Origin of the sequence: Mesorhizobium sp. M0184 (genome assembly GCF_040322215.1) — a bacterium.
Classification (GTDB): Bacteria; Pseudomonadota; Alphaproteobacteria; order Rhizobiales; family Rhizobiaceae; genus Mesorhizobium.
In genome coordinates this window covers 215,728-242,228 of sequence record NZ_JAMYSZ010000003.1, presented here as the reverse complement: position 1 = coordinate 242,228, position 26,501 = coordinate 215,728, and the positions used below count along the sequence as shown (strand labels likewise).

Sequence of the window (26,501 nt, the reverse complement as noted above, 5' to 3'; positions counted from 1 at the left end):
GACGATTTTGAGCGGAACCCCCGGCAAGAAAGCCGTCGGCGTCGAGACCATCGGCATGGCCATGCGCTTCGGCGCCTTCACCGCGCTGGACGACGTCTCGATCAAGGTGCCGGCGGGATCGTTCCATGCGCTGCTCGGCGAAAACGGCGCCGGCAAGTCGACGCTGGTCAAATGCATGATGGGTTTTTACCACCCGACCTCCGGCGACATGCTGGTCGATGGCCGCGAGGTCGCGATCGCCAGCCCGAAGGATGCGTCAGCGCTCGGCCTGGGCATGGTCTACCAGCACTTTACCCTGGTCCCGTCGCTGACCGGTGCGGAAAACCTGGTCATTTCGCGCGAGAAGGTGCCCGGCGTCATCGACTGGCGCAAGGAGCGCGCCGCACTTGCGCAATTCATGCAGCGGATGCCGTTCAAGCTGCCGCTCGATGTCAAGGTGGCGGAACTTGCCGCCGGTGAGAAGCAGAAGCTCGAAATCATCAAGCAGCTCTATCTCGGCCGCAGTTTCCTGGTGCTCGACGAGCCGACCTCCGTGCTCACTCCCGGCGAGGCGCAGGAGGTGCTTGGCCTAGTGCGCGACATGACAAGGAGCGGCGACCTTACGGTGCTGATGATCTCGCATAAATTTCATGAGGTGACGGCGTTTGCCGACGACATCACGGTGCTGCGCAAAGGCAAGCTGACCGGAACGGGGAAGGTCTCGGAACTCTCCCACAAGCAGATGGCGGCGATGATGATCGGCGACCAGCCGATTGCAGCGCTCGACAGTCGTGCTCCGGTGCCGGCCGGAGCCCGGCAGGTTCTGACGGTGAAATCGCTGAAGGCGCCCGACCGAACGGGGCTGAAAACCATCGACATCGGCGAACTCGATGTGAAGTCCGGCGAGATCGTCGGCATTGCCGGCATCTCCGGCAACGGCCAGAAGGAGTTTCTCGAGGTCCTTGCCGGACAGCGGGCACGCAATGCCGGCGACGTTCTGGTGAAGGGCTCGCCCTATGGCGCCAGCCGCAGCGAGGCACGCACGCTCAATGTCCGCTTCATTCCGGAGGAACCGTTGCGCAACGCTTGCGCGCCGCGGATGACGGTGGCGGAAAACATGGCTTTCCGCACCTTCGACCTGAACGAAGCCGGCAAGCCGATCAACTGGATCAGGATGAGTGCCATCAGGGACTACGCGGCCCGCCTGGTCGAACAGTTCAAGGTCAAGACGGCCTCGCTCGCTTCGCCGATTTCGTCGCTGTCAGGCGGCAATGTGCAGCGCGCCGTGCTGGCGCGCGAGCTGACAGGCGAGGTCGATTTGCTCATCGTGTCGAACCCCTGCTTCGGCCTCGACTTCTCCGCCGTCGCCGAAATACGCGCCCGCATCATGAAGGCGCGCAATGCCGGCGCCGCGGTGCTCCTTATGTCGGAGGACCTTGATGAGCTGCTCGAGCTCTCGGACCGCATCTTCGTCATGTCGGACGGCGCGCTGGTCTACGAGACGCCGATCGCGCAGGCGAGCGTGCAGACGATCGGCGAGCACATGGCGGGACATCACTGATGGCTGGGATCGAGGCGCTGCCGTTTCCGTTTGTGTTCAAGCCTGAGGCGATGGCGCTGGTCGTCATCGACATGCAGCGCGACTTTGCCGAACCCGGCGGCTTCGGCGCCAGCCTCGGCAATGACGTCAGCCGGGTCACGGCCATCGTGCCGACGGTGAAGAGGCTGATCGAGGGGTTTCGCGCCGCTGGCCTGCCGGTGATCCACACGATGGAGTGCCACAAGGCAGACCTTTCGGATCTGCCGCCGGCCAAGCGCAATCGCGGCAATCCGTCGATCAGGATCGGCGATGTCGGGCCAATGGGTCGTGTGCTGATCGTCGGGGAGCCGGGAACGGCGATCCTCGATGAACTTGCCCCACTGCCTGGCGAGATCGTCATCGAAAAACCCGGCAAGGGCGCGTTCTATGCCACCAGCTTCGGCGACGACCTCAAGCGGCTTGGCGCACAGCAACTGGTCTTTGCCGGGGTGACGACGGAGGTCTGCGTGCAGACGACGATGCGCGAGGCCAACGACCGCGGCTATGAATGCCTTCTGGCGGAGGATGCCACTGAGAGCTATTTTCCGGAGTTCAAGGCGGCAGCCCTTGCCATGATCAGGGCGCAGGGCGCCATCGTCGGCTGGACGGCAACGACGGACCAGGTGCTCGAGGGGATTGCCAATGCCTAACCTTGCCTTTGCCGGCCTCCTCAATGGTGGCTGGCGCGGTCTGCCGTTCGAGCCTTTCCGCGATGGCATTACGGCGCATTGGCTGCTCAAGGGCGGACCGACGGAACCGTCGGTCGCCATCCTGAACTACCGGCCCGGCGCCGGCGTGCCGCGCCATCGCCATGCCGGGCTGGAAACGATCCTTGTGCTGGAAGGCACACAGAGCGACGAGAACGGCGATCATGCCGCGGGCAGCGTGATCCTGAACCCGGTCGGAACCGAGCATTCGGTGTGGACGAAGGATGGCTGCGTGGTGCTCATCCAGTGGAACCTGCCGGTAGTCATTCTGGGCGAGGCCAAATGAGCGACATCCGCTTCGACATAGCGAGCCTGCACGCTGCCTATCAGGCCGGCGTCAGCATCGGCGAGATGATCGATGCGGTCGATGCGCGGCTCGCGGCGGCCGATGACCCCGGCATCTTCATCCATCTGGCGAGCAGGGCGGAGTTGCTTGCCGAGGCGGAAAAGCTCGGCCCGTTCGATCCCGTGGCAAAGCCGCTGTGGGGCGTACCGTTCGCGGTCAAGGACAACATCGATGTTGCCGGCATGCCGACCACGGCGGCTTGTGCGGAATATGCCTACTTGCCGGCGAAAGACGCCACCGTCGTCGCGCGGCTCAAGGCCGCCGGCGCACTGGTCGTCGGCAAGACCAACCTCGACCAGTTCGCCACCGGCCTGGTCGGTGTGCGCACGCCCTATCCGATCCCGAGGAATGCGATCGACCCGAAACTGGTGCCGGGCGGCTCCTCATGCGGCTCGGCCGTCGCAACCGCGCGCGGCATCGTCTCGTTCGCGCTCGGCACCGACACCGCCGGTTCTGGGCGCATACCCGCCGGCCTCAACAACATCGTCGGGCTGAAGCCGAGCGTCGGCGCGCTATCAGCCGCCGGCGTCGTGCCGGCCTGCCGCACGCTCGACTGCGTCTCGGTCTTCGCGCTCACCGTCGATGACGCCTACAGCGTGTTCGAGGTCGCGGCGGCAAAGGACGACGCGGATCCCTATTCGCGCGACCTCTGCATTCAGGCTCTTGCCGCGCGCCCGCCGGTGCTGACGGTTGGCGTGCCGGCCAGGGCCGACTGGACCTTTTTCGGAGACCAGGCGATGCAGGCGGGTTTCGAGGCCGCCCTTGCCTCGCTGGAGACGCTGGGCTGCCAGCTGGTGGAAATCCCGTTCGCCGATTTCTACGCCACCGCCAACCTGCTTTACGAAGGCGCCTGGGTAGCCGAGCGTTACGCCGCGATCAGGGACTTCATGGATGCCAACGAGGCCGCCATGCATCCGGTGACGCGGCAGATCATCGGCGGTGCGCGAAAACTTTCCGCCGCGGACGCTTTCAACGGGCTCTATGCCCTGCAAGGCTATAAGGCCAGGCTTGCGCCGGTCATCGCCTCGGTCGACGTTTTCTGCGTGCCGACCGCGCCGACGCACTACACAGTCGAAGCGGTGCTGGCCGATCCGATCGTCACCAACAGCCGGCTCGGCACCTACACCAATTTCGTCAATCTGCTCGACATGTGCGGCATTGCCGTGCCGAGCGGAACCCGCAGCGACGGTCTGCCGATGAGCGTCACCTTGCTTGCCGCGGCGGGCAAGGACCATCTGCCGGCGTCGCTTGCGCGCGATGTCCATGCGGCAAGCGGCCTTGCGCTGGGCGCTACAGGCTGGCCGCTGCCGCGTGGCGACGTTCGCGTCGACGTGGACGAGGGCACGATCGAGCTGGCGGTGGTCGGCGCGCATCTGTCGGGGATGGCGCTGAACAGCCAGCTGCAGCAGCTCGGCGCAATGTTCGCCCGGGCTGCAAGAACGGCGCCGCTCTATCGGCTTTACGCGCTCGCCGGCCAGTCGGTGCCGCGACCGGGGCTCGAACGGATCTGCAACGGCAAGGGGACAGCGATCGAGGTCGAAGTCTGGCGGCTCTCGCCACAAGCCTTCGGCCGTTTTGTCGCCGCGATCCCGCCGCCGCTCGGCATCGGCACGCTTCTGCTCGATGACGGAACTTCGCCGAAAGGCTTCCTCGTCGAAAGTGCCGGCCTCACCGATGCAAAGGAGATTTCGCATTTCGGCGGCTGGCGCAATTTCATGGCGGGTCAGCTGCAGCGAAGCTGACGCTATCACTCGACCTTTTGCCTGAACTTCGAATGGCAGCTCGAGCAATCCTGCAAGATGAGATGCAGGAGGTGCTCCGCCGGCAATTTAGTGGGATCGGCTTCCGCGAGTGATGGTCGCTTGCCAAGCAGGCTGCCACCGCCCATCGCCAGGCCGGAACCCATTCTCATGTCGTCGGTGATAAACGGCGGCGCCCGCTCGGCGTCGGAGGCCAAGGCGCTGGCCAGCGTCCCGATGTGGCGAGCCAGCTCTTCGAACTCCGCGCGGGCGGGGTCGATATCCGGCCTGGCGCCTGACGGCGCACCCAATGTCGCGCTTGGGAATTCGGCAATCAGGGCAGGGCCGGTGCGGGCGCGGATGGTCTCGGCCGCCGCCTTGAAGGCCGCGGCGTCGTACGCCTGCTTGCCGTCGAACATCCCAGCGATCGCCTTTGCCGCCGCGGCCATTTCCTTCATCGAGGCCTGGCGAGCCTGGATGACCGCATCACGACCCGAATGGGCGGCGGCGAGCACGACAGAGACGCAGGCAAGCGACAGGACCGCTATGATAGCTGCTCGTCTCATCGTTGGCACATAAGGAGCTAGAGAATTCTTGTGACCAGACTGTCCAGTCGGGAGTTCTCGCGATAGGCCAATCGGACCACAACGGCACCTAAGACGCCAGTGATGGCACCGCCTATCACGTCGGTGAGATAGTGAGTGCCGATATAAATTCTCGACCAGCAGATCAGCAATGCCATGATGGAGAGGGCCAGCGTCCGGCGCGGCAGACCTTGCATTGCAAGAGCCGCAACAACCGCAAAGCTGGCTGTCGCGTGGTCGGAGGGAAACGACCAGTCGGCGCTGGGCGCAATCAGCAGATGCGTCACGCCGGCATCGTAGGGCCGCAGCCGGTGGACGAATAGCAAAATGAACTGATTGATCGCCAGACCGAGCAGGAACGCCAAGCCGGCGGACAAGGCAGCATGGCGCACATGGTAGCGGTCGGCCTTTGCCCACCATTGCAGGGCAACAGCCAGCACCATCAGCGGAACGCCGATTTGTGAGACGGCGATCATTGCCTTATCAAGAAAAGGGCTGGTCCCGGCTGCCGCGTTGATCCAGTGGGTTAGGGCTGCATCCATCGTTTCTCGTTTCCGCTGTTGTCGATCACAAGGTGAATTTTGTGAAAGCAGTAGACGAACGCCGCATCCATCAGATTTTCGAGCTCAGCATCTGGCTTAAAGGGGCGCATGCCCTGATCGAATGCGTGGGCGGGATCCTACTTTATGTCGTCACCACCGACGCCATTGCCTCCTGGGTCAATACATTCACCCAAGAGGAATTGATCGAAGATCCGAACGATTTCATAGCTGGCTATCTGTCGCAGATGGCAAGCCACTTTTCCGTCGCCAGCAAGGAGTTTTATGCCTTCTACCTGCTTAGCCACGGCCTGATAAAACTGCTGCTCGTTGTCGGGCTTTTGAGAGGCAAGCTGTGGTCGTATCCGGCATCGCTTGCGGCGCTGGGCGCATTTATGTTCTATCAAGTCTACCGCTACTCCTACACCCATTCGTTCGGCCTGCTTGTCCTGACCGTATTCGATGCTGTCGTCATGGTGCTGATCTGGCATGAATGGAAGGTCGTGCGGCAGCACAAGCCGGCATGACAGCGAAGTTTGCACGTCAGCCGCTCCGATTTTCAATCCACCTCACTGGGCGACGCCTTGTCCTGCCAGCTCGTCGATGATCGGGCAATCCGGCCGCTCGTCGCCGTGGCAGTGACTGACCAGATGGTGGAGCAAGCCGCGCAATCCGACCAGTTCAGCGATCTTCCTGTCGATCTCCACCAGCTTGGCTTTCGCGATCGCCTTCACGTCGGCGCTGTCACGTTCCCTGTCCTGGTACAGCGACAGCAGCTGGCGGCATTCGTCGACCGAAAACCCCAGGCTTCGCGAGCGCTGCAGGAAGCGCAGCCGGTGAATATCGGCCGTCGAGTAATCGCGATAGCCATTGTCTGTCCGAGCCGGATGCAAGAGCCCGATGTCCTCGTAATAACGGATCGTCTTGGCCGGCAGGCCGGATTTTTCGGATGCGATACCGATGTTCATGGCGGAAATCTCCTTTGTCGGAGGAATAGACCTTCCAGTAGATGGAAGGTCAACATGATGTGGCGATTTTGGATGCCCGACGCAACCGCCCGCCCGCTCCAACCGTTTCCCTGCCAACAGCGCACACTGAACCGTCGGGAAGAAATCAGTTTTCGGAAACGTTTATCGAACAGCGCTCAAAACCCGGTGTTCGACACCGGGTAACGATGAGCAAGGACCCTCCGGCGGCACGTTACACCGTGCACCCGCCGAGGAGACAGAATATGCCCGTCAACGCCTATATCAACCGGATCGCGACGGCGGTGCCGGAGCACGAGGTTCATCAATTCTACCTGCGTTTCGCGGCCTCTATGCTCGCGGCCGATCGCCGGAGGATCTTCGAACGCATGGCCGATCTTGCCGGCATCGAGCACCGCTATTCCTGCTTTGCGCCGGCGTGCGACCCCGAAGGACCAACTGCCGACCTGGCCGGGACCTTCATCCGGGGCGCGTTTCCCGGAACGGCCATGAGAATGGCGATGTTCGACGATGCCGCACCTGTTCTGGCGCAAAAGGGCATCGACGGATTGCAGCTTGGCGACGACGCTTCCCGCATCACCCATCTTATCGTCACCACCTGCACTGGCTTTTCGGCGCCGGGCATCGATCTGGAGCTGATCGCGCGTTGCGGGCTTCCCGACAGTGTCGAACGCACGATGATCGGTTTCATGGGTTGCTACGCGGCGATCAACGGGCTCAAGCTGGCCCGCCACATCGTCCGCTCCGACCAGCAGGCCAAGGTCCTGCTGGTCAATATCGAGCTCTGCACGATGCATCTGCGCGAAACCACCGAACTGGAAAAACTGCTGTCGTTCTGCCTCTGGGGCGACGGCTGCGCGGCCACGCTCGTCACCGCCGAGCCGGCCGGCATCGAGCTCGATAGCTTTCACTGTCTGGTGGCGAGGGAACGGCGGGACCTGATGCGCTGGAACATTCGCGACCACGGCTTCGAAATGGTTCTTTCCGGCCAGGTGCCGGCAGCGATTCATGAAGCGTTGCGGAACAGCCAGGCCGCCATCCTCGGAGGCCGATCGGCGAAAGACATCGACCTTTGGGCCGTGCACCCGGGTGGACGTTCGGTTCTCGATGCCGTCGAAAGGGCTCTGGAACTGGAGCCCACTGCGCTGGAACCATCGCGCGCGGTGTTGCGCCAGTATGGGAACATGTCGTCGGCGACCGTCATGTTCGTGATGAAGGAGATGTTGAAGGCGCCACCCGGCCTGCTCGGCTGCGGCATGTCGTTCGGACCCGGGCTGACGGCCGAAACCATGCTCTTTCGAACGGTGTCATGAGCGGCCTGGAGCACCGGCAGCTCGCGCCGGAAATCCTCGAGGGACTTGCGGCCGAAGATCCGCGAGCGCTGGCCGCGCGCCGCGACCTTCGGCGCATCAATATGCTGATGTTTCAGGTGCCGATCATGACGTCGTTGCTCAGGAGGTTCGTGCCAACGCCGCCACGCCGCATCCTGGAGATCGGCGCCGGCGACGGCTCCTTCATGCTGGCGGTGGCGCGGCGCATGGCCACGCATTGGCCCGGGGTCGAACTGGTAATGCTCGACCGCGTCGGCCTCGTCACCGCGCAATTGCGCGGTGATTTTGACAGGCTGGGATGGAAGGCCGAAGGCGTCACCGCCGATGTCTTCGACTGGGCAGGAAAGATCGAGGGTGCGCCGTTCGACGCCGTCACCGTCAATCTGTTCCTGCATCACCTCGACAATGCGCAGCTCGTGCGTCTGTTTTCGCTGATCAGGCCGAAAGCCCCGTTGCTCATCGCGACAGAGCCGCTGCGGGCGAAACTGCCGCTGGCCGCGACCCGTCTTCTGCCGGCAATCGGCGCCAACGACGTCACACGAAACGACGCGGCGCAAAGCGTGCGTGCCGGCTTTCGCGGCAGCGAGCTTTCCCGTCTCTGGCTTGCGGCCAACGGCAAACCGGTCGAGGAGCGGCGCGCCGGCCTGTTTTCCCACATCTTCGTCGGCGCCAGTGCCAGTGTCGAGTCATGACGCGATTGTCGACTCATGACGCGATTGTCATTGGTGCCGGCCCGGCGGGCACCTCCGTCGCGCTCACGCTGGCCGGCGCGGATGGGCCGTGGCAATTGTGGAAAAAAGCGCATTTCCGCGCCGCAAGGTCTGCGGCGAATACATCTCGGCAAGCAATCTTGCGCTTCTCGACCGGCTCGAGATCGGCGATGCCTGGCGTGCCAATGCCGGCCCCGAAATCCGCCGCGTCGGCCTGTTTTCCGGCGAGACCTGCGTCGAGGCGGCAATGCCACGTGCAGGAGCTGGGCCTCGTGGGAAAGACAGCTTCGGCCGGGCGCTCGGCCGGGACATTCTCGACTCTCTGCTTTTGCAAGCGGCGCGATCGGCGGGTGTCGAAATCTTTCAACCCTGCCGCGCCGTCGCCATCGAGCCGGACGGTGAGATGCAAAGGGTGCGAATTCAGGCCGGGGATGAAGCGGCGATGTTGCGTGCGCCGGTGATTGTCGCCGCTCACGGCTCCTGGGAACCGGGACCATTGCCCAGCCAGCTCGGAAAGGCCAATCGCCCGTCGGACCTACTCGGCTTCAAGGCGCATTTCACCGGGTCGTCCCTGGCGCCGGATTTGATGCCTCTGCTGGCCTTCCCCGGCGGCTATGGCGGCATGGTTTCGGCGGATCATGGCCGGTTGTCGATCTCGTGCTGCATCCGGCGCGATATGCTCGCGCGGCTGCGTAAACAATATGGCCCCAAACAACGGAGCCACGTGTCGGCCGCCGATGCGGTCTCCCGGCATCTCCTGAATTCATGCCGGGGCGTGCGGGACGCCCTGGAACCGGCTCTCCTCGACGGTCCGTGGCTTGCCGCAGGTCCGATCCGGCCGGGAATTCGCTCGTGCTACGAAGGGGACATCTTCCGCGTCGGCAATGCAGCCGGAGAGTCTCATCCTGTCATCGCCGAGGGCATCTCGATGGCGCTTCAGTCCGGCTGGCTGCTGGCTTGCGAACTCGAATGCGCGCCAAGTGGCCGAGCAGGGCGCGAGGCTGCCGCCAGACGCTACGAGGCGGCCTGGAAAAGACTGTTTTCGACCCGGGTCTACGCCGCCGCGGCCGTTGCCGGAATTGCCCTTCGCCCCGGCAGCGCCACCTTGATGGCGGCGATCGTCCGGAATTTCCCGCAGGCACTGACGCTGGGCGCGCAACTGAGCGGCAAGACCAAGCCGGTTCCAGGCTTCGTCTAGGCGACATAGCGGTCCCATGAGCCGTAGTGCTCCTTGCTTCGGAGCCCCCGAGGCAGGCTGAGGCCGATCACAACTAGCCCTGCAACGGCATTGTTCAATGTCGAACCTCTGGTCGCGCCGTCGAGCAGCCAGGGCGCTGCGATCAGCCATAACCCGAACGGCAGGTTGAGGAAACGCAACGGCCGTGCCACCTCGGCCATGGCGCAGACCGCGATCGTGATGATCATGGCGCCCGAGAGGTGATCGCTGTTTGCAATGGCGCCGGCTGTGCCGAAGACCAGCCGCGAGACCATCAGCCAACCGCCGACGATACAGCATGCGACCAGCGTCCATGGAAACGTGACACCGCGAATGGCTGCGGCGGACTGTGCAGCAAGCGCGGCGGAAAAGCCGGGATCGTTCTTGTCCGCCTCGCCGTTCGGCTCCGGCCCGCCTTGGAAAAAGGTGCGCCAGAACGGACGGTCTGCCCGCACGCTGCGCAGCATGTACTGGCCCATGGCGACCACCTCGTCCAGCGTCAGCGGGATCATGACCAGCATGGCCGCCGCCGCGATGAGGCACAGTGTGCAATAGGTGCCGATCATGATCGGCTGGATGATGATGAAGAAGATCGAGACGCCGCCGAGCGGCACCACCAGGATGAAGAAGAAGGTCACCATCCAGGGCATGGTGCGCCAGCGGGTCGCCGTGCCCATCGCGCCCATCAGGGTTTCGATCATATAGGCCACGGCGCCAAGCCCGGCATCAGCGACTGGCCAGGCTCGAGAAACGTCGGATGTGATGATGAATTCCGTGCCGTTCCTGCCGTCTCCGCCGGGGAAGAACGGCTCCCAGACAGCACCCACATGGCCGAGCTGGTAGGCAGTGAGATAGCGGGCGATGAGGAAACCGAAGAAACCGAGCGCGATGATCGGCAGGCGCTGCAGCCAGGATGACGGCGAGTAGGTCCAGCCAGGCGGAACGGTGCTCTCGTCCATCATCCCTTCGTGGCTCATGCCCGGCATCATCGGGACGAGCACCGAGAAAGCGATGGCCAGCGCGCCGACGATCGTGTCGTTCATGGTGGCGGCGGCGCTCGGCGTCCAGAAGAACAGCGGCGCGAACAGCAGCCACAGGCCGGCGATCGTCATGCCCCATTGCGCCCAGGAAAAACGCGGCGACAGTGCGAGCCCGCCAAACAGCATCAGCAGCAAGCCCGAGACAATGTCGCTCCAGCCGGTGAGCGCGTTGCGCAGCACCGGTTCCCACAGTCCACGCTCTTGCGTGACGTCACGCACAGTGCCGGCCGCCGCCGGATCGAACAGCGCGAACTGAAGCGGGCTGGTGAGGAGCCACACGCCAAGCGTGATGACCAGGAAATGAGCCCAGAGCATCTGCTTGCCCATCCCCGCCATCTCGGCCACGTGTTCGGGTTTCATCTTGTCGTGTTTGGCCTCGAACGCCTTGTCTTTCTCTCGCGCTTTTGTTCCGCTGCCGGCCACCTTGGCGGCGTTGAGCTTGTTGGCCCGATACCAGCCGGCGGGATCTGCCTTGAGCGCGTCGACGATCCGCGGCAACGTCTCGCGCAGGGAATGCCGGGGCTGCCAGCCGAGGACATTGCGGGCACGGCTGATATCGATCGCGTAGTGGTCGTCGGCGATATCGACCATCCAGGGACGAACGAATGATTCTTCGCCCAGCACGTCCTGTTGGACCCAGGCACCCGCCTTGGCGAGCGCCTTCGGCACCTCCCGTGTCTCCCAGTTCTCGCCACGGATCAACCGACCAATCTCGGCTTGAAGTTCGCCGTAGCCCATGACCTCAGGCTCGCCGAGAAGCAGCGCCAGCTCCGTGGGAAGTTTCTTCCGCCGATCTATAAGGCGCGCCACCGCATCGGTGAGGTCTTCCAGATGCAGGAACGACTGCCCGGTGCGCAGGTCACCCGGATATACATGCCCGGTCGGATCCTCTTCGTAGATACGCGCAATCTGATTGGCGAGGAATGCGTTACGGCCGAGATCATCATAGACGCCGGCCGGCCTGGCATAGACGACAGGGATCGCCCCGTGCTGCTCATGGATCAGGCGCTCGGTCTCGATCTTCGAGGTGCGGTAGGGTAGGTTCGATTCGAGCGGCCAATCCTCATCGATGATGTCGCCCGGTCGGCCAGCCTTGTGCGCCAGCATCGAACTCATGAAGACGAACTGTTCGACCTCAAATTGTTTCAGGGCGCGCAGGAGCTTCTCGGTGCCGCCAACCGTAATCTTTTCGTAGAGCGGGTTCCGTTCTCCTGTGAGATCGAAATAGGCGGCAAGATGGATCACCGAGGCGAGGCGGGCGCCATAGGCCGTCCGCACGCGCGCCAAGCCGGCTGCTACGGCGTCCTCCGATGTCAGGTCGATGCAGACGCACTCCGCGGCCGGCGGCGGCTGACGCGTCGCCGCCCGGTCGAGGCCGACGAGAGCAAACCGGTCGGCGAAGCTGTTGACCAGAGCCGAGCCGATGAAGCCGGTGCTGCCGGTAACAATAACCGTGTCTTTGCGCTTCGCCATCCAGACCTCATAGCCGGCGATTTGCCACTCCTGAGAGGGCCGAAGGCGACAGATGTTAAGAGCCGAAGGGCCGGACCAGTTCCGACGCCGACCCGATGACGCTGCTGCTTCCGGTGACGCCTACAACTTTCCGTCCTTTTTGCTCTTTTGACCCCGACTGCCTATGCCGTCAGGTTCGCAAATATTTGACCAGCGCCGCGATCGCGAGCACGAGGGTGACAAGCACCAGGACCCAAATGAGCGCCATGCCGCCCATCATCCACATTGAACCGTCCATCATCATTACAATCATCCCTCCCGCCGCCGCTGCCACCGGCGATTGCGAGGGGAATTAGTTCGCCATGTACGCCCGTCAAGGCGAACTCGATCAACTCGATCAGCCCACGAAGGCGGTGGCTTGCCGGTCAATCAGGGCATGTTCAATGCTATCGACGAACGAGTTCATAGTAGGCTTCGGCCAAAACATGCTGGCCGTGCGGTAACTCGGGAACGGCAGGGCTTTGATCCAGTGCCTCCAGCGCTCGCAGCAAATGCTCCGCGACATCTGATCTGCCTTGCCGATATGCCTCTCTGAACAGGGCCAGTAGCTGCCTTTCGAAATTCATGGTTCGGTCCGCCATTGGACGATCTCAGGAAGTTGGCAATGAGCCTAACCGTTCCAGCCACCGGAAGGTCAAGCGCTCCTTTCAAGAAGCTAGAACAGGTTGAGAGCGCTTGTTGAACCGCATCCGAGGCGTCGCCCGGCTCTACTCTCCACCGCCGCAGCCGTCGGAGAGATCCCAGACGTCGACGACCTGCTTGCCGGTGAAACCGTGCTCGCGGATCAGGAACTTCGCCAGCCCGCCATACACTTTCCAGCGCCAGCATTGACAGCAGCATGGGCCTTTCTCGTTGGAATTGGCCATCGCGTAGTCGTAGGCCTGCTGCTCATCGCCGGAGAGCTTCACATCGTAGTAGGGCATCATCTTCTGTGCGATGCCGGCCGGAATATCGTACGGATCGCTTGGGATCATCGCAATCTCGCGGTACCTGGCCAGGCCGCTCACCTGCTCGGCATAGCGCTTCGTCTCCATCGGGCTGCAGCACGAGCCCGTGATCCGCGACATTGCCGGCATGATCGCGATCGATTCCGTGAACTTGGTCGAACACGTGCTGTTGCCGTTCTGGCTGAGATATCTGAAACGGCGTGCCAGATCGGGATCCTCAGCGGCGATCGCCAAATCCGGCCCCTTGAGCAGGCTCACGACCGCAGCGGCGCCAAAGGCGCTCCCCAGAACAACCGTCCGTCGGTTTGGGCAAAATATTCGGCTCATTTGCTGGTCCTCGCCTGCTCGATCAGTTTCTTCATCGTTACGAGGTCGGTCGCGCCGGGGAAAATCTGCTCGCCAACGACGAAGCTTGGCGTTCCGCTGATCTTCAGCGCCTGGGCCAGTTGCGTATTCCGGTCGATCGACGCCTGGATATCGGGCTGCTGCATGTCGGTCTTCAGTTTAGCCACATCGAGACCGACGTCGGCAGCCACCTTCAGCACGACCGCTTCGGTCACCCGCGTCTTCACCGCATACAAGGCCTTGTGGAATGCCATGTATTTGCCCTGGCGCACTGCGGCGAGAGCCGCCTTGGAAGCAAATACGGAATCCGTGCTGAGGATCGGGAATTCCTTGTAGACGATCTTGAGCTGCGGATCGTCGGCCATTGCTTGCGCCATGATCGGCGCAACCTGCCGGCAATAGGGGCAGTTGTAGTCGAAGAACTCGACCACGGTGACGTCGCCTTCGGCGTTGCCGCCGACCGGGCTCGCCGGGTCCCGGAAAATCTCGTCCGCCTTGTCCGTCAAAGCGGCTTTCGCCTCTTTTGCGGCAGCCTCGCGCTGGCGGGCGTCGAGGCTCTGCAGCGACTGCACGAGCACCTCGGGATGCGCAAGAATGTAGTCGTGAATGCGCTGGTCGAACTGGTCCTGGGACATCTCGCCCGCGGCGATCGCCTGATTGTGGAGACCGAGCGCGAGCCAGATCGTCGCGCCGGCCAGCATGACGGCACGGGCCATTTTGCCGACGGCTCCGCTCAATGGATTGGACTTGTGGGTCACAGGGTTCTCCTTCCCTCTGTTTCGCCGGACCGCCGGCACGTGCAAATGATGCCTCAGAACATGCCCTTGATTTTCGCCCACCATCCCGTTTCCGGCTCATGGTGCGGGCGCTCGACATTGTTGGTAAGCGCATTGACGAATGTGACGAGATTGACCGACGCGAAATCCAGGCCATGGAAATTCGCCCGCCAGCGGCCCTCCTTGTCGATCACATGGGTGATGGTGCCATGCATCTGATAACCATCATCCGTCAGCGTGAACTTGTGGCCGAAGGCCTCCGCCAGTCTGCGGGTCGCATCCTCCGGCTGATCCTCCATCGTGGTCAGGAACAGCCAATTCACGGGATCGAGCCCGTGCGCCGGCCCGTATTTGCTGAGCACGTCCGGCGTGTCCCTGGTCGGGTCGGTGGTGATGGTCACAAAGCTGACCCGGTCCTTCATCGGCGTGCCGTTCACCATTTTCTGGATCTCGGCGATCTTCTCGGCATGAAGGGGGCACACATCCGGGCACGACGTGTAGATGAAGTGGAGGACGACCACCTTGCCGCGCAGATCGGCCGTCCGCACGACACGCCCGTCGGCGGTGTGCAGCGTGAAATCAGGCGCCGGCTTGTCGATCGGCTGGAAATATTTCTCGTCGGCCTCAAGCGTGGCGTCGATTTCTTCGAGCGAGTGGGCTTGCGCCTGATACGAAAAGCCCGCCGTCAGCGCCGCAATGGCAATTACGCTTAGCAGCAAGCACCTCCATTCGTTCAAAGCCGATGCAACGCAGCGAGCCTTTAGCCCGAACATATCTGTCCCTTTCTCACTTGGCGGCGATACGGCTGCGGATGAAGTCGACCATGTCGGGGGCGTCCCATTCGGCCGGCCCAATCAGCCGGCCGATCTCCTTGCCGTCGCGGTCGACCAGCAGGGTTGCCGGAAGGCCGACGCTTCCGATGGCGAACATGGCCCTGCCCGAGACGTCGATGTTGAGGGCGAGGTGCTTGATGCCGATGTCGGCGAAGAACTTCTTCACAATCTCAGGACCGGCGCGGTCCATGGACAGCGCGACGACCTCGAAATCCGGACCGCCGAGTTTGGCCTGTAGGCGATCGAGCGTCGGCATCTCCTTGCGGCAGGGCGCGCACCATGTCGCCCAGACGTTAAGCAGCACGACCTTGCCGTGGAAATCCGCAAGCATTTTCGGCTTGCCATTGCCATCCTCGAAGCTGATTTCCGGCACGGGGACGGGCGCCTCGTGAACGGCAAAGTTCTGCGGCGGCTCAGCGGCTGATACCGGCCGCGAAAACGCCAGCAGCATGCCAACCAGGACCATGGCCAGTTTGCTCACAATGTCCTCACTCGGTCGCGTAGACGGTGGGCGCCTTGCCGTCCTTGGTGAAGGCGTAGACGACGAAGGGGCCTTGCTTCTCACCACCCATGCCTGGGGCGCCGGCCGGCATGCCGGCGAGCGTTATGCCGGTGATGGCAGGGCGCTCGGTCAAAAGCTTCTTGACGATCTCGACCGGCACCAGGCCATCGACGATATAGCCGTCGACCATCAGCGTGTGGCAGCCTTCGAGGTCGGCCGGCACGCCGGCATCGCTGCTGATCTGGGAGAGATTGTTGACCGGCTTGATGTCGACCTTGAAGCCGTTGTGCTCGAGATAGTTGGCGTAGGACTCGCAGCAGCTGCATTGCGGGTTCTTGTACATGACGGCGTTGATCGTTGCGGCGAAGGCGGGCAGCGGCGTTGCGATCAGCAGGGACAGGGCGGCGAGGCGGTAGGTCAGTTTCATTGCAGTTCTCCTTGGTTGGATAAAAAGTTTCAGGTCACGCGGAACACTGTCATCAGACCCGCCATCTGGTGGTCGGCGACATGGCAGTGCAGCATCCAGTCGCCGGGATTGTCGGCGACGAAGGCGCATTCGATCACATCCTTGGGGGCGAGCAGCACCGTGTCCTGCCATTGGCGGTGCGGCACCGGCGAACCGTTGCGCGAGATGACCGACAGGCTGAAGCCGTGGACATGCATCGGGTGCCACCAGGCGGTTTCGTTGCGCATGGTGAGATGGCAGGTCACACCGCGTTTCAGCGTGAACTGCGGCGCCATGCCGGCATGGCCGTCGCCGGTCATCGACATGCCGTTGATCGCCCAGGCCGCACCGCCGTTCATGCCCATCATCCCCATGCCCATCATGCCGCCGACGCCCTTGAGCTTGCCGCCGCCCATCATGCCGCCCTGCAGGACGATCTCCTGGCGCTCGGCGCCAGCGAGGTCGGGCTGGGGCAGAGGGTTGCGCGGCAGGCCGACAGGCGTGTCGAGCGGATGGGTTCTCAGCGGCGGCGCTGCGTCATAGGCCAGCGTGGTCAGCGTATAGGCGAGGCCGTCGTAGAAATCGTCGATCACCGCGTGGCGGCTGCCGGGGTGGCCCTGCATGTCGAGCACGATGTCGATGCGCATGGCGGGCGCCAGCACCAGGCGACCGCCCTCCGGTTCATGCGGATCGCAGGGCTGGCCGTCGATGGCGACGACGACCGGACGGTGGCCTTCGAAGCGCAGCGCCATCATGCGGGCAAGCGAGGCATTGGCGAGCCGCAGCCTGACGCGCTCGCCGGCCTTCACGCTCCGATCGCCTGGCCCCGTGCCGTTGACGGTGACGACATTGCCGACGCGGCCCGACATCGAGGCATCCATGGCACTGCCGAAGCCGCCGGCGATCTGCCCATCGGCCGCAAGCCGCCAGTCCTGCAGCAGCCACAGAATGTCACGGTCGACGGCGACCGGCTCGACCTCCTCGACGACCAGTGCGCCGGCAAGGCCACGGCCGAGCTGGACCAGGCTGTTGGCGTGCGGGTGATACCAGAAGGTGCCGGCATCGGGCGGGGTGAATTCATAGATGAAACTTTGCCCCGGCCCGATCGGCTTCTGGGTCAGGCCCGGCACGCCGTCCATGGCGTTTGCCAGGCGAATGCCGTGCCAGTGGACGGTCGTATCCTCGTCGAGACCGTTCTCGACAGTGATGCGGACCGGCTGGCCTTGCCGCAGGCGCAGCGTCGGGCCGGGAATTGTGCCGTCATAGGCCCATACCGTGGTTTGCGGGCCACCTGCGTCGATTAACCGGACATGGGCCGGCGCGACCTTGATACGGCGCTCATCAACTGCGGCTGCCCGCGCCGGGCGCATCGACGTCGAGACGGCGACGCCCGCCGCCGCAAGCAGGAACCCGCGGCGCGACAGGAAAAGACTGGAATTGCTATTCACCCTTACGTTCCTTGCGATCTCGATCGACGGCGAGCGTCGACTGATTGCTTGTCCGCGCCCGTCGCGCATCAACGCGAGCGGGCGACCGGACGCCGGACATCAGCCGTGGGACGGCTGAAACGGCGTCAGACGAGAGCGCTGGGTCTGGGAGGGTATGGGTCGGGCAGGGAACTTCGCCCGTGCAGGAACGGCGCCGGCCGCGGCGATATTTGCGACGGCAGCGGGGTCGTCGTCATGTCGAGCTTCTGCGGCAGCAATGCAAGCGCCGGCGCAATGCAGGTCGGCGGGCAGTATATCCCCTTGCCGTCACCGCCGGCACCCTTGAGGCACCCCTTGCAGTCACCCTTCATGGCGGCATCGGCCATCTTGTCCATGCCGGGCCCCGCAGGCATGGTCATGCCATCGCCGGCAGCCATGCCGGCCGTCATCGTTGCCGACATGATGCTGGCCTGTGCACCGGACAGGCTGAGCCCCACGGTCAGGAAGACCGCGAGCAGCGTGACAAGCATATGTTTTGGCGACAGCCGAGCCAACATCTGCTCAGGCTGACCGCAAAGTACGGTTTTTGCAAGTGCCAATGCTGTGACATAGCGACCAAGGGGAGCCAATCAGTGCCGGGCATGCTCGCATTTATCGTGATCCGCCAGCACCTCGATGACACGGCATTCGCAGACTTTTCCGTGCCGGCAGCCTTCGACCATATGCTCCAGCTCGGCTTTCAATGCTGTAAGGCTGCGTATCCGCTGAACCACGTCGGCCAGACGCGCCTGGGCAATGGCGTCGGCGGTCGCACAAGGCTGGCTGGGATTATCCTGCAGCGTCAGCAGCGCCCTGATGGCTTCGATCCCGAACCCCAACTCGCGCGCGTGCCTGATGAAGGCGAGCCGGCGCAAGTCTGCCGCTTCATACTGCCGGCGATTGGCTTCGCTGCGGGCAGGGGCAGGAAGCAACTCGATCTGCTCATAGTAGCGGATGGTTGGAACCTTCACGCCGCTGTGTCGGGCCGCTTCACCGATGGTCATACCTGCTGGCATTTTCGCTTGCTCCTCTAGTCGCTAGAGGATGTAGCGTCGCGGTCGAAGATACAAGAGGTTCATCATGGCTGCGACCAAACAACAGACCCGCTACCGCGTGGAAGGCATGGATTGCGCCGGTTGCGCCAGCAAAATCGATACGGCCGTGCGGCGGATGCCTGGTGTTCAGGACATCAACGTATCCGTTTCGGCGGGCACTCTGACGGTCACTCATACTCCCGAAAGCAATCTCGGCGCGATCGAGAGGAAGGTCACCGGCCTCGGCTACGCCGTCGCTCCGCTGACCTCCAAGTCTGGGACGCCGGCGTCCGATCAATCCGCCGACAACCATGCCGACGGAAGGCGCAATCACGACGAGAACGTAGCGCGGTTACATGATAACGATGATGCGCCGGCGTCGGAGCTATGGTGGGACAGCGCCAAGGGTCGCCTGGCCATCGCCAGCGGGGTCGCCTTGGCCGTGGCTTTCGCGATTGATTACGCCTGGCCCGCGACCGGCCCGTGGGCCTTCATCGCCGCAATGCTGCTCGGCCTGGCTCCGATCGCGCGCCGAGCGGCCATGGCCGCAGCGGCAGGCATTCCGTTCACAATCGAAATGCTGATGACTGTGGCGGCGGCCGGGGCCGTCATCATCGGTGCCGGCGAGGAAGCGGCGACGGTGGTCTTCTTGTTCCTGATCGGCGAGTTGCTCGAAGGGGTTGCGGCCGGCAAGGCACGGTCCAGTATTCAAGCGCTCACGGCCCTCGTTCCCAAAACCGCGTTCGTCGAGAAAGACGGCCAGACCCGCGAGGTGCCGGCCGAAAGCCTGGTTGTGGGCGCCATCATCCTCGTGCGGCCGGGCGACCGGATTCCGGCTGACGGCGAGATCACCGAAGGCGGGAGCGCCATCGATGAATCACCCGTCTCCGGTGAAAGCGTGCCGGTGCGCAAGGACGTCGGCGACACGGTCTTTGCCGGCACTATCAACGGCGACGGCGTGCTGCGCGTCAAGGTGACGGCGACCGCCGCAGACAACACGATTGCACGCGTGATCAAGCTGGTCGAGGAGGCGCAGGAAAACAAGGCGCCGACCGAGCGCTTCATCGATCGCTTTTCGCGCTGGTACATGCCCGGCGTTGTCGCCGTCGCGGCGCTCGTGGCCACCACACCGCCGCTGCTCTTGGGCGGCGATTGGAACGAATGGATATACAAGGGGCTGGCGCTGCTGCTCATCGGTTGCCCGTGCGCGCTGGTCATTTCAGTTCCGGCGGCGATCGCGGCGTCGCTTTCGGCCGGAGCCCGGCGCGGCCTGCTGATGAAAGGTGGGGCGGTGCTGGAAGGGCTCGCGACCATCAACGCCGTGGCGCTCGACAAGACCGGCACGCTGACGCTCGGCAAGCCACAGGTCACCGATGTCGTTGCGGTGGGTGCCAGTGAACGCGACATCCTTTCACTCGCGGCAGCGCTTGAGATCGGCTCGAGCCATCCCCTCGCTTTGGCCATCCTCCAAAGGGCCAAAGCCGGCAACATTCCCGTGCCGCCTGCCGCCGAAGCCAAAGCGATCGGCGGTAAAGGGGTTATCGGTCGTGTCGGCGGCAAGAACCTGTTTCTGGGCTCGCCAGTCGCGGCGGGCGAGATAAACCTGCTGCCAGCAGACCAGGCGGCACGCATCGTGGCATTGAACGATGAAGGCAAGTCAGTGGCGGTGCTGCTTGTAGACAATGCGCTGGCCGGCTTCATTGCCATGCGCGACGAACCCCGGCCGGATGCTTTCGCCGGGCTAAAGGCGCTGACCAATGCAGGCATCAGGACAGTCATGCTAACCGGCGACAATAAGCGCACGGCGGCTGCCATTGGCAAACAGCTCGGCATCGAGGTGCGCGCCGAACTGCTCCCGGAGGACAAGCAGCGCATCCTCGGCGAGTTGAAGGGGCAGGGGCTTAGGGTAGCCAAGGTCGGCGACGGCATCAACGATGCGCCGGCACTTGCCTCGGCCGATGTCGGCATTGCCATGGGCGGCGGCACCGATGTGGCTCTTGAAACGGCTGACGCAGCGGTGCTGCATGGACGCATCGGCGACGTTGCGGCCATGATCAGGCTGTCCCAAGCAACCATGGCCAACATCAAGCAGAACGTCACCATTGCGTTGGGCCTGAAGGCAGTGTTCCTGGTGACGACGATCGCCGGCATCACCGGCCTCTGGCCCGCCATTCTCGCGGACACCGGGGCGACGGTGTTGGTGACGGCCAATGCCATGCGGCTGTTGCGTTGGAAGAGCGGCTGGTAAGAGCGACAACGGCATCGTGTTAGGGCAGACCATGCAGCAAGCCATTGCGTCGGACGGCCTTCGCCGGGTGGTGCTTGTCGTCGCACTGCTGAACCTGGGTTATTTCGGCATTGAATTCGCCGTCGCGCTGGCGATTGGCTCGGTGTCGCTGTTCGCCGACAGCGTCGATTTTCTGGAAGATGCCTCGGTCAATCTCCTCATACTGCTCGCCATGGGATGGTCGCTGCGTGCCCGCTCGCGGGTCGGCATGGCGCTGGCGCTTATCCTGCTGGTGCCGGGCCTAGCGACGCTGTGGACCGCGTGGGAAAAGTTCAACATGCCGGTGCCGCCGCATCCAACGGCGCTGACGCTGGCGGGGTTGGGCGCTCTCGCGGTCAATCTGTCATGCGCCTACATGCTGGCGCGCTACCGCCATCACAGCGGCAGTCTTACCAGGGCGGCATTCCTCTCGGCCCGCAACGATGCGGTCGCCAATGTTGCGATCATACTGGCCGGATTGGTGACGGCCTTCCTGTGGCGCTCGGCGTGGCCGGATCTGATCGTCGGCCTGGGAATCGCGGCACTGAATGCAGACGCGGCGCGCGAGGTCTGGGAGGCAGCTCGGGAAGAGCACCGGGCCATTTCGTGAACTCCAAAACGCTCAGCGCGCTGCCGATTGCCACTCCGCCAATGCAGCAGTCAGCCGGAAACCTGCGCGATCTCTAATATAATCGCACCCTTTCAAAGCGGGCGGAGGGAGAACCGCTCATAAGTAAAAATCGGAGGAAAACCATGAACAGCATGAGCCTCACCACACTTGGACGAAGTCGACCGGGTCGAAGCGGTGAAACGATGAACCGCTCAAGGCCACGCACGTCATCAAAAGGCCCGCGTCCCTGATGGAGGACGCGGGCCCGATTTTCGGCGGCATGCCCTAGGCAGGTATCAAGACGGCGATGCGGTGGATGCCGACCACCTTGCTGGTGTTGGCTGCCTCGTCGGTCTTGCCCTTGGAGCAGGTGTACACGTCACCTTCCTTGAGCTTGAATTCCTTGTCCGCCTTCTTGATCGTGAATTCACCGGCAGCAATGGTGCAGACCATGTCGTTGTCCATCACCATTTGAGGGGCGGCTGCTCCGGGCTGAAAGACTATATCGACAATTGAGATGCTCTTGTAAGCGGGGATATCGGAATTGCCGGTGCCGACCTCGACCAATCTGACGCCGGGGGCTATCTCCTTGCCTTCCTTCGGGCCGTATTTCTTGACCTTTGCAGCAGCCGCCAGCGTGAACAAAGGCGTTACCGCTGCCGCCGTCACGCCGAGCGCGATTGCAGACCTGCGATTTATGGTTTTCATCGCATCCTCCCATTTTATGTTTGGCCACGCACCAATGCGCATGACCACAATATATTAACACATATGCAGATAATTGCAGCACGGCGTTTCGGAGCTTCCGGGAGCGAACCGCCTCCCGGTCGAATGCGACCGAACAGCAAACAATTCCATGCTATGCTGGCGAGCCATCAAACGGGCGACGGGGGATAGCAATGTTGGAAACGGACAAGGTATTCGCTGGCTCAATTCCGGAAAACTACGACCGCTATATGGTGCCGTTGATTTTCGAGCCGTTCGCCGCAGATCTTGCACGACGAGCAGCGTCCTTGTCGCCGAGCGCCGTTTTGGAAACCGCCGCGGGCACCGGGGTTGTCACCCGCGCATTGGCGCCAAAACTGTCGCCCGGTGCAAGCTATGTCGTAACCGACCTCAACCAGCCGATGCTCGACCACGCCGCTTCGCGGCAAGCTCCCGACGATCGCATCAAATGGCGTCAGGCGGATGCTCTGGCGCTACCGTTTGAAAATGCGGCCTTCGATCTCGTTTGTTGTCAGTTCGGCGCGATGTTCTTTCCCAACCGCTCATCTGCCTATCGCGAAGCCCGGCGAGTCCTGAAGCCCGGAGGACATTTTCTATTCAGCGTATGGGATCGCATCGAAGAGAATGTATTTGCGGACGATGTGACGAATGCTCTCGCAAGGATTTTTCCGAACGATCCGCCGCGCTTTCTGGCACGCACGCCGCATGGCTACCACGATACGGCACTGATCCGTAGCGAACTGGAGGACGCAGGTTTTTCCGGTGTGGTGATCGAGACGAGGGCCGAACAAAGCCGTGCCTCCTCGCCGCGCCTTCCGGCCGTTGCTTATTGCCAGGGCACTCTCCTTCGCAATGAAATCGAGGCCAGAGAGGCGGGAAAACTGGACGCTGCAACCGACTACGCCGCAGCCGCCATTGCAGACAGGCATGGCAGCGGCGAGGTTGCTGCCAAAATCCAGGCTCACATAGTGGTGGCTGTGGCCTAGGTCTTGGACATCCCGCTCCGGCACTTGGCGACATTCAGCTGCTGTGCGGCAAACATCTTGCCGCTATCCCGAATTCTCAGACGTTAACGTTCATTCGCCCGAGTGGCAGGTCGACAAGTGCCAGGTCGATAATCGCCGGTTTGACCGATCGCCGGGGCTTGATGGCGGCGGCTGCCGGCCGCAAGATTCTGGTCGGCCCGGCTTCACTTTCGCAGCCATGGCCGACTCCGCCCAGCAAGGTCTAGTCATTTCGCTTTCTTGACTCGGCCGACAAAAACGGGCAGCAAAGTCATCATTGGAGGGCAGTTTTGCCAACTATGCAGGTTTTGGAGGGCGTTTTTCGGTGTGACCGTCGCCCAATCGGCGGTCGGTAGAGGGATTGGTTAACCAACTTTGTCCATCTTTTGAATCAATCGGCAACAGACGCGAAGCGTGCTGGGGGCACCAGGCGAACTGTGAATGTCACGGCTGCGAAATCCGCTAGCCGGCATCGGCCGATTGAGAGTGGTTGAATGGCGTTTGTAAGTGCGAAAACCCGGGGTGACAGTCCTGCAACTGGATTGACTTCGATGAGGCCCGGCCTGCGCTGGGTCGCGGTTCCGGCCGTCGGCGCAGCCATTGCTTTATGGTCGGTGGCGACCCTGGCCGGCCTTTATTCGATGGGAACCTCGCTCACCGCCGCTTCCAACGGTCTCCCGCAAAGCCTGCTCGCGCCGCGCACTATCGCGCTCGCCGATCCTCGCCGCAGCCTTGCAAAGGCGCAGGCCCCGACGTGGGCCGCAGCAAACGCGGCGCTGTCGGCCAAGCTGCTGCAGCACGGATGCGATGCCAACTGCCTGCGGTCGGCGTCGAACTTCGTTCACCAGGGAAAATCGGCCCGTCTCAAGCGCAATACCGTGCCGCTTGTCGCTGATGCGTCGCGGCAATCGAGCTTCGACGACGTGGTGGCCAAAGCCGCGCTGTCGCCGCAAAAGCTTGCCGCCGCCTTTGCCCGCGCCTCCTCCGGCTCACCCGTCATGCTCGCCAGCCTGCCGGCCGATGCCCGGTTCGCTGAACCGGTGCGCATACCCGACCCGAACGGCCCGGCATCGGTGCGCTTCGGGCCGGCGGTGGCGGAGATCGAACGCTCGTCGCGCCTTGCGCTGGCGCTGGCGAATACATTGCCGGAGCAGATGATCGACGTGCTCCCGGCAGCCGTCGCGGCAAGCGAGCCCGCAGCCTCACAAGAGCCGCAAGAACCTGAGGTCCAGCTGGCCTCGCTGCCGCCGCAAGACGACATGTCCGACAGCATTCCGCTGCCGACGCTGCGTCCGCGGGCGGACATCGATAAGCCGGCCGAGGCGCCGCGGGCTCAAGCGTCAAGAGATCAGGCGCCAAAAGACCAGGCGCCAAAGGCCCAGGCGCAAAAGGCCCAGGCGCAAAAGGATCAGGCATCGAAAACGGAGCCGCCCAAGGCGCAGGCCTCCAGGACCGCCAAGGCGAGCAAGGTGCAGACGGCCGACGCTCCGCCGGTCGAGACGCAACCCGGCAGCCTGTCGCCTCGCAATTCGTCACAAGCGGCAGTGCCGGCCGTGTCGGGCAAGCCGGGCAAACGGTCGAAGACGCAGGGCGGCGACATGCTGGCCTATGCCAAGCCCGACATGCCTTCCGGCGGACTCGGCGGAGCCTTCAGGAACCTGTTCACCACGCCCAACATGGGTACTGGCGTTGCCGTCTACGACATCTCGGCCAAGACCGTCTATATGCCCGACGGCTCACGGCTGGAGGCGCATTCGGGACTGGGCGCGATGGTCGACCAGCCACGCTACGTCCACAAGAAGAATGTCGGCCCGACGCCGCCGGACACCTACAATCTGACGATGCGGGAATCGCGCTTCCACGGCGTCGAGGCGATCCGTCTGACGCCGGCCAGCGGCAGCAACAAATATGGCCGCGACGGCCTGCTCGCCCACACCTACATGCTGCGCGGCGGGCGCGCCGAATCCAATGGCTGCGTCGTCTTCAAGGACTATGCCCGCTTCCTCGCCGCCTACAAGAAGGGCAAGATCAAGCGGCTCGTCGTGGTGCCGCGGTTGTCGAAGCCGCTGACACGCGTCGCCCAAGAGGGCCGCGGCGCTTAGACGGTGGCGGCAGCCCTTCATGGCTTCGTCATCCCAGGGCGGAGCGAACGCGAAGCGGAGCGCAGACCCTGGGATCCATGCCGTTACGTCAGCCGAAGAATGCAACGACGCAGATTGAAAGCCGTTCTGTAGCGATCCCTTTCACCTCCTGTCCTTCCCGCATCAAAAAGTCCCGCCCGTTGCAGCGCGGAGAGGTCACGGCATGGATCCCAGGGTCTTCGCGACGTCGCTTCGCGGCTGCTCCGCCCTGGGATGACGAAGCTGGGGAGGTTTGGCCAATCTCGAAGGTTTTCAATCCCGTCCGATGACACTATGAATGACCGGCCGGGGCGGCTCCAGCTTCAAACAATCACGAGGACATCATGACAATACGCGCTGTCGTCTGGGGCGAGAATATTCATGAGCGGACCAACGAGGTGGTCGCGGGCATCTATCCCGAGGGCATGCATGCGACGATCGCCAATGCACTGAAGCTCGACCCGGAGATTTCGGTGTCGTGGGCGACGCTGGAGCAGCCGGAGCATGGGCTGCCGGCCGACCGTCTGGCCGAGACCGATGTCTTGCTGTGGTGGGGGCACAAGAACCATGGCGCCGTCGCCGACGAAGTGGTCGAGCGCGTGGCGCGCCGCGTCTGGGAAGGCATGGGGCTGATCGTTCTCCATTCCGGCCATTTCTCGAAAATCTTCAAGAAGCTGATGGGCACGCCCTGCACGCTGAAATGGCGCGAGGCGGGCGAGCGCGAACGGCTCTGGGTGACCAGCCCCAACCATCCGATCGCTGCCGGGATCGGCGAGTATTTCGAGCTCGAGAACGAGGAGATGTATGGCGAGCAGTTCGCCGTGCCGGAGCCGCTCGAGACCGTGTTCATCTCCTGGTTCCAGGGCGGCGAAGTGTTCCGGTCGGGGCTGACCTATCGCCGCGGCGCCGGTAACATCTTCTATTTCAGGCCCGGCCACGAGACCTATCCGACCTATCACGACGCCAACGTCCACAAGGTGCTGCGCAATGCGGTGAGATGGGCGCACAACCCCCAAGGCTCCAATCCGGCCATCCTCGATGCGCCGAACGTGCCGGTGGAAAAGGCGCTCGAGCCGATCGTCGAGCGCGGCGGAAAACTTCATTCCGCGGGCGAAGCCGGCTTTCGCTAGACCAATCCATGATCGAACAAGAAGATAAA

At 63.2% G+C, this 26,501-nt stretch carries 26 protein-coding genes; 13 read left to right on the top strand and 13 right to left on the bottom strand.

Annotated features, from left to right (window positions below):
* Nucleotides 1–7: 7 nt before the first annotated feature.
* From NKJ23_RS06300 to atzF, 4 genes are read left to right on the top strand one after another with little or no spacing between them, the layout of a single operon-like run.
* Complete coding sequence (locus NKJ23_RS06300) at nucleotides 8–1,540, top strand: ABC transporter ATP-binding protein (protein ID WP_352679159.1); 1,533 nt, start codon at nucleotides 8–10, stop codon at nucleotides 1,538–1,540.
* Nucleotides 1,540–2,208: a cysteine hydrolase family protein gene (locus NKJ23_RS06295; protein ID WP_352452341.1), complete on the top strand. Its 669-nt coding sequence runs from the start codon at nucleotides 1,540–1,542 to the stop codon at nucleotides 2,206–2,208. The genes NKJ23_RS06300 and NKJ23_RS06295 overlap by 1 nt, the downstream gene beginning before the upstream one ends.
* Nucleotides 2,201–2,551, top strand: a complete 351-nt coding sequence (locus tag NKJ23_RS06290) for a cupin domain-containing protein (RefSeq protein WP_352452340.1) — start codon at nucleotides 2,201–2,203, stop codon at nucleotides 2,549–2,551. The genes NKJ23_RS06295 and NKJ23_RS06290 overlap by 8 nt, the downstream gene beginning before the upstream one ends.
* Nucleotides 2,548–4,353, top strand: coding sequence for an allophanate hydrolase (gene atzF, locus NKJ23_RS06285; protein ID WP_352679155.1), 1,806 nt, complete (start codon nucleotides 2,548–2,550; stop codon nucleotides 4,351–4,353). The genes NKJ23_RS06290 and atzF overlap by 4 nt, the downstream gene beginning before the upstream one ends.
* Nucleotides 4,354–4,358: 5 nt before the next feature.
* On the opposite strand, the gene NKJ23_RS06280 is transcribed toward atzF, so the two are convergent.
* Nucleotides 4,359–4,916, bottom strand: a complete 558-nt coding sequence (locus tag NKJ23_RS06280) for a cytochrome c (protein ID WP_352455393.1) — start codon at nucleotides 4,914–4,916, stop codon at nucleotides 4,359–4,361.
* Nucleotides 4,917–4,933: 17 nt separating this feature from the next.
* Nucleotides 4,934–5,476, bottom strand: coding sequence for a phosphatase PAP2 family protein (locus tag NKJ23_RS06275; protein ID WP_352679153.1), 543 nt, complete (start codon nucleotides 5,474–5,476; stop codon nucleotides 4,934–4,936).
* A gap of 41 nt (nucleotides 5,477–5,517) precedes the next feature.
* On the opposite strand from NKJ23_RS06275, the gene NKJ23_RS06270 reads away from it, so the two are divergent.
* Nucleotides 5,518–6,000 carry a DUF2127 domain-containing protein gene (locus tag NKJ23_RS06270; protein WP_352452336.1) on the top strand — a complete coding sequence of 161 codons (483 nt, stop codon included), beginning with the start codon at nucleotides 5,518–5,520 and terminating at the stop codon, nucleotides 5,998–6,000.
* Nucleotides 6,001–6,042: 42 nt separating this feature from the next.
* On the opposite strand, the gene cueR is transcribed toward NKJ23_RS06270, so the two are convergent.
* Complete coding sequence (gene cueR / locus NKJ23_RS06265) at nucleotides 6,043–6,441, bottom strand: Cu(I)-responsive transcriptional regulator (protein WP_352679152.1); 399 nt, start codon at nucleotides 6,439–6,441, stop codon at nucleotides 6,043–6,045.
* 263 nt (nucleotides 6,442–6,704) lie between these two features.
* On the opposite strand from cueR, the gene NKJ23_RS06260 reads away from it, so the two are divergent.
* The 3 genes from NKJ23_RS06260 (at nucleotide 6,705) to NKJ23_RS06250 (ending at nucleotide 9,698) form a co-directional block, all read left to right on the top strand.
* Nucleotides 6,705–7,772 (top strand): type III polyketide synthase, encoded by a 1,068-nt coding sequence (locus NKJ23_RS06260; RefSeq protein WP_352679149.1) that lies wholly within the window; start codon nucleotides 6,705–6,707, stop codon nucleotides 7,770–7,772.
* A complete protein-coding gene (locus NKJ23_RS06255) occupies nucleotides 7,769–8,482 on the top strand; it encodes a methyltransferase domain-containing protein (protein WP_352679148.1) in 714 nt (237 codons plus the stop codon). Before NKJ23_RS06260 ends, NKJ23_RS06255 begins: the two co-directional genes overlap by 4 nt.
* A gap of 88 nt (nucleotides 8,483–8,570) precedes the next feature.
* Nucleotides 8,571–9,698: an NAD(P)/FAD-dependent oxidoreductase gene (locus NKJ23_RS06250; RefSeq protein ID WP_352679146.1), complete on the top strand. Its 1,128-nt coding sequence runs from the start codon at nucleotides 8,571–8,573 to the stop codon at nucleotides 9,696–9,698.
* Here NKJ23_RS06250 and NKJ23_RS06245 read toward each other — a convergent pair.
* The 9 genes from NKJ23_RS06245 to NKJ23_RS06205 form a co-directional block, all read right to left on the bottom strand.
* Nucleotides 9,695–12,229: an NAD-dependent epimerase/dehydratase family protein gene (locus NKJ23_RS06245; protein ID WP_352679143.1), complete on the bottom strand. Its 2,535-nt coding sequence runs from the start codon at nucleotides 12,227–12,229 to the stop codon at nucleotides 9,695–9,697. The genes NKJ23_RS06250 and NKJ23_RS06245 overlap by 4 nt on opposite strands.
* Before the next feature lie 746 nt (nucleotides 12,230–12,975).
* The gene (locus NKJ23_RS06240) at nucleotides 12,976–13,542 is read right to left on the bottom strand and encodes a hypothetical protein (RefSeq protein WP_352679141.1); all 567 of its coding nucleotides are present in this window, start codon (nucleotides 13,540–13,542) and stop codon (nucleotides 12,976–12,978) included.
* On the bottom strand, nucleotides 13,539–14,318 hold the full coding sequence (locus tag NKJ23_RS06235) for a DsbA family protein (protein ID WP_352679140.1): 780 nt from the start codon (nucleotides 14,316–14,318) through the stop codon (nucleotides 13,539–13,541). Before NKJ23_RS06235 ends, NKJ23_RS06240 begins: the two co-directional genes overlap by 4 nt.
* A 53-nt stretch (nucleotides 14,319–14,371) precedes the next feature.
* Nucleotides 14,372–15,055, bottom strand: coding sequence for an SCO family protein (locus NKJ23_RS06230; protein WP_352679139.1), 684 nt, complete (start codon nucleotides 15,053–15,055; stop codon nucleotides 14,372–14,374).
* A 67-nt stretch (nucleotides 15,056–15,122) separates the two neighbouring features.
* On the bottom strand, nucleotides 15,123–15,650 hold the full coding sequence (locus tag NKJ23_RS06225; RefSeq protein ID WP_352679137.1) for a redoxin family protein: 528 nt from the start codon (nucleotides 15,648–15,650) through the stop codon (nucleotides 15,123–15,125).
* A gap of 7 nt (nucleotides 15,651–15,657) precedes the next feature.
* The gene (locus NKJ23_RS06220) at nucleotides 15,658–16,098 is read right to left on the bottom strand and encodes a DUF411 domain-containing protein (protein ID WP_352452325.1); all 441 of its coding nucleotides are present in this window, start codon (nucleotides 16,096–16,098) and stop codon (nucleotides 15,658–15,660) included.
* 29 nt (nucleotides 16,099–16,127) lie between these two features.
* Entirely contained in the window at nucleotides 16,128–17,564 is a 1,437-nt protein-coding gene (locus NKJ23_RS06215; protein ID WP_352679134.1) for a multicopper oxidase family protein, read from the bottom strand.
* A 125-nt stretch (nucleotides 17,565–17,689) separates the two neighbouring features.
* The gene (locus NKJ23_RS06210; protein ID WP_352679132.1) at nucleotides 17,690–18,073 is read right to left on the bottom strand and encodes a hypothetical protein; all 384 of its coding nucleotides are present in this window, start codon (nucleotides 18,071–18,073) and stop codon (nucleotides 17,690–17,692) included.
* 99 nt (nucleotides 18,074–18,172) lie between these two features.
* Nucleotides 18,173–18,586, bottom strand: a complete 414-nt coding sequence (locus NKJ23_RS06205; protein ID WP_352679130.1) for a MerR family transcriptional regulator — start codon at nucleotides 18,584–18,586, stop codon at nucleotides 18,173–18,175.
* 76 nt (nucleotides 18,587–18,662) lie between these two features.
* Between NKJ23_RS06205 and NKJ23_RS06200 the strand changes: the two genes are divergently transcribed.
* Nucleotides 18,663–20,864, top strand: coding sequence for a heavy metal translocating P-type ATPase (locus tag NKJ23_RS06200; protein WP_352679128.1), 2,202 nt, complete (start codon nucleotides 18,663–18,665; stop codon nucleotides 20,862–20,864).
* 31 nt (nucleotides 20,865–20,895) lie between these two features.
* Complete coding sequence (locus NKJ23_RS06195; RefSeq protein ID WP_352679126.1) at nucleotides 20,896–21,492, top strand: cation efflux transmembrane domain-containing protein; 597 nt, start codon at nucleotides 20,896–20,898, stop codon at nucleotides 21,490–21,492.
* A 285-nt stretch (nucleotides 21,493–21,777) separates the two neighbouring features.
* Here NKJ23_RS06195 and NKJ23_RS06190 read toward each other — a convergent pair whose 3' ends face one another.
* Nucleotides 21,778–22,200 carry a cupin domain-containing protein gene (locus NKJ23_RS06190; protein ID WP_031211929.1) on the bottom strand — a complete coding sequence of 141 codons (423 nt, stop codon included), beginning with the start codon at nucleotides 22,198–22,200 and terminating at the stop codon, nucleotides 21,778–21,780.
* A gap of 191 nt (nucleotides 22,201–22,391) precedes the next feature.
* On the opposite strand from NKJ23_RS06190, the gene NKJ23_RS06185 reads away from it, so the two are divergent.
* The 3 genes from NKJ23_RS06185 (at nucleotide 22,392) to NKJ23_RS06175 (ending at nucleotide 26,472) form a co-directional block, all read left to right on the top strand.
* Entirely contained in the window at nucleotides 22,392–23,204 is an 813-nt protein-coding gene (locus NKJ23_RS06185) for a class I SAM-dependent methyltransferase (RefSeq protein WP_352679124.1), read from the top strand.
* 569 nt (nucleotides 23,205–23,773) lie between these two features.
* A complete protein-coding gene (locus tag NKJ23_RS06180) occupies nucleotides 23,774–25,324 on the top strand; it encodes a DUF2778 domain-containing protein (RefSeq protein WP_352679122.1) in 1,551 nt (516 codons plus the stop codon).
* Between the two features lie 362 nt (nucleotides 25,325–25,686).
* A complete protein-coding gene (locus NKJ23_RS06175) occupies nucleotides 25,687–26,472 on the top strand; it encodes a ThuA domain-containing protein (RefSeq protein ID WP_352679119.1) in 786 nt (261 codons plus the stop codon).
* The last annotated feature ends 29 nt before the right edge of the window (nucleotides 26,473–26,501 follow it).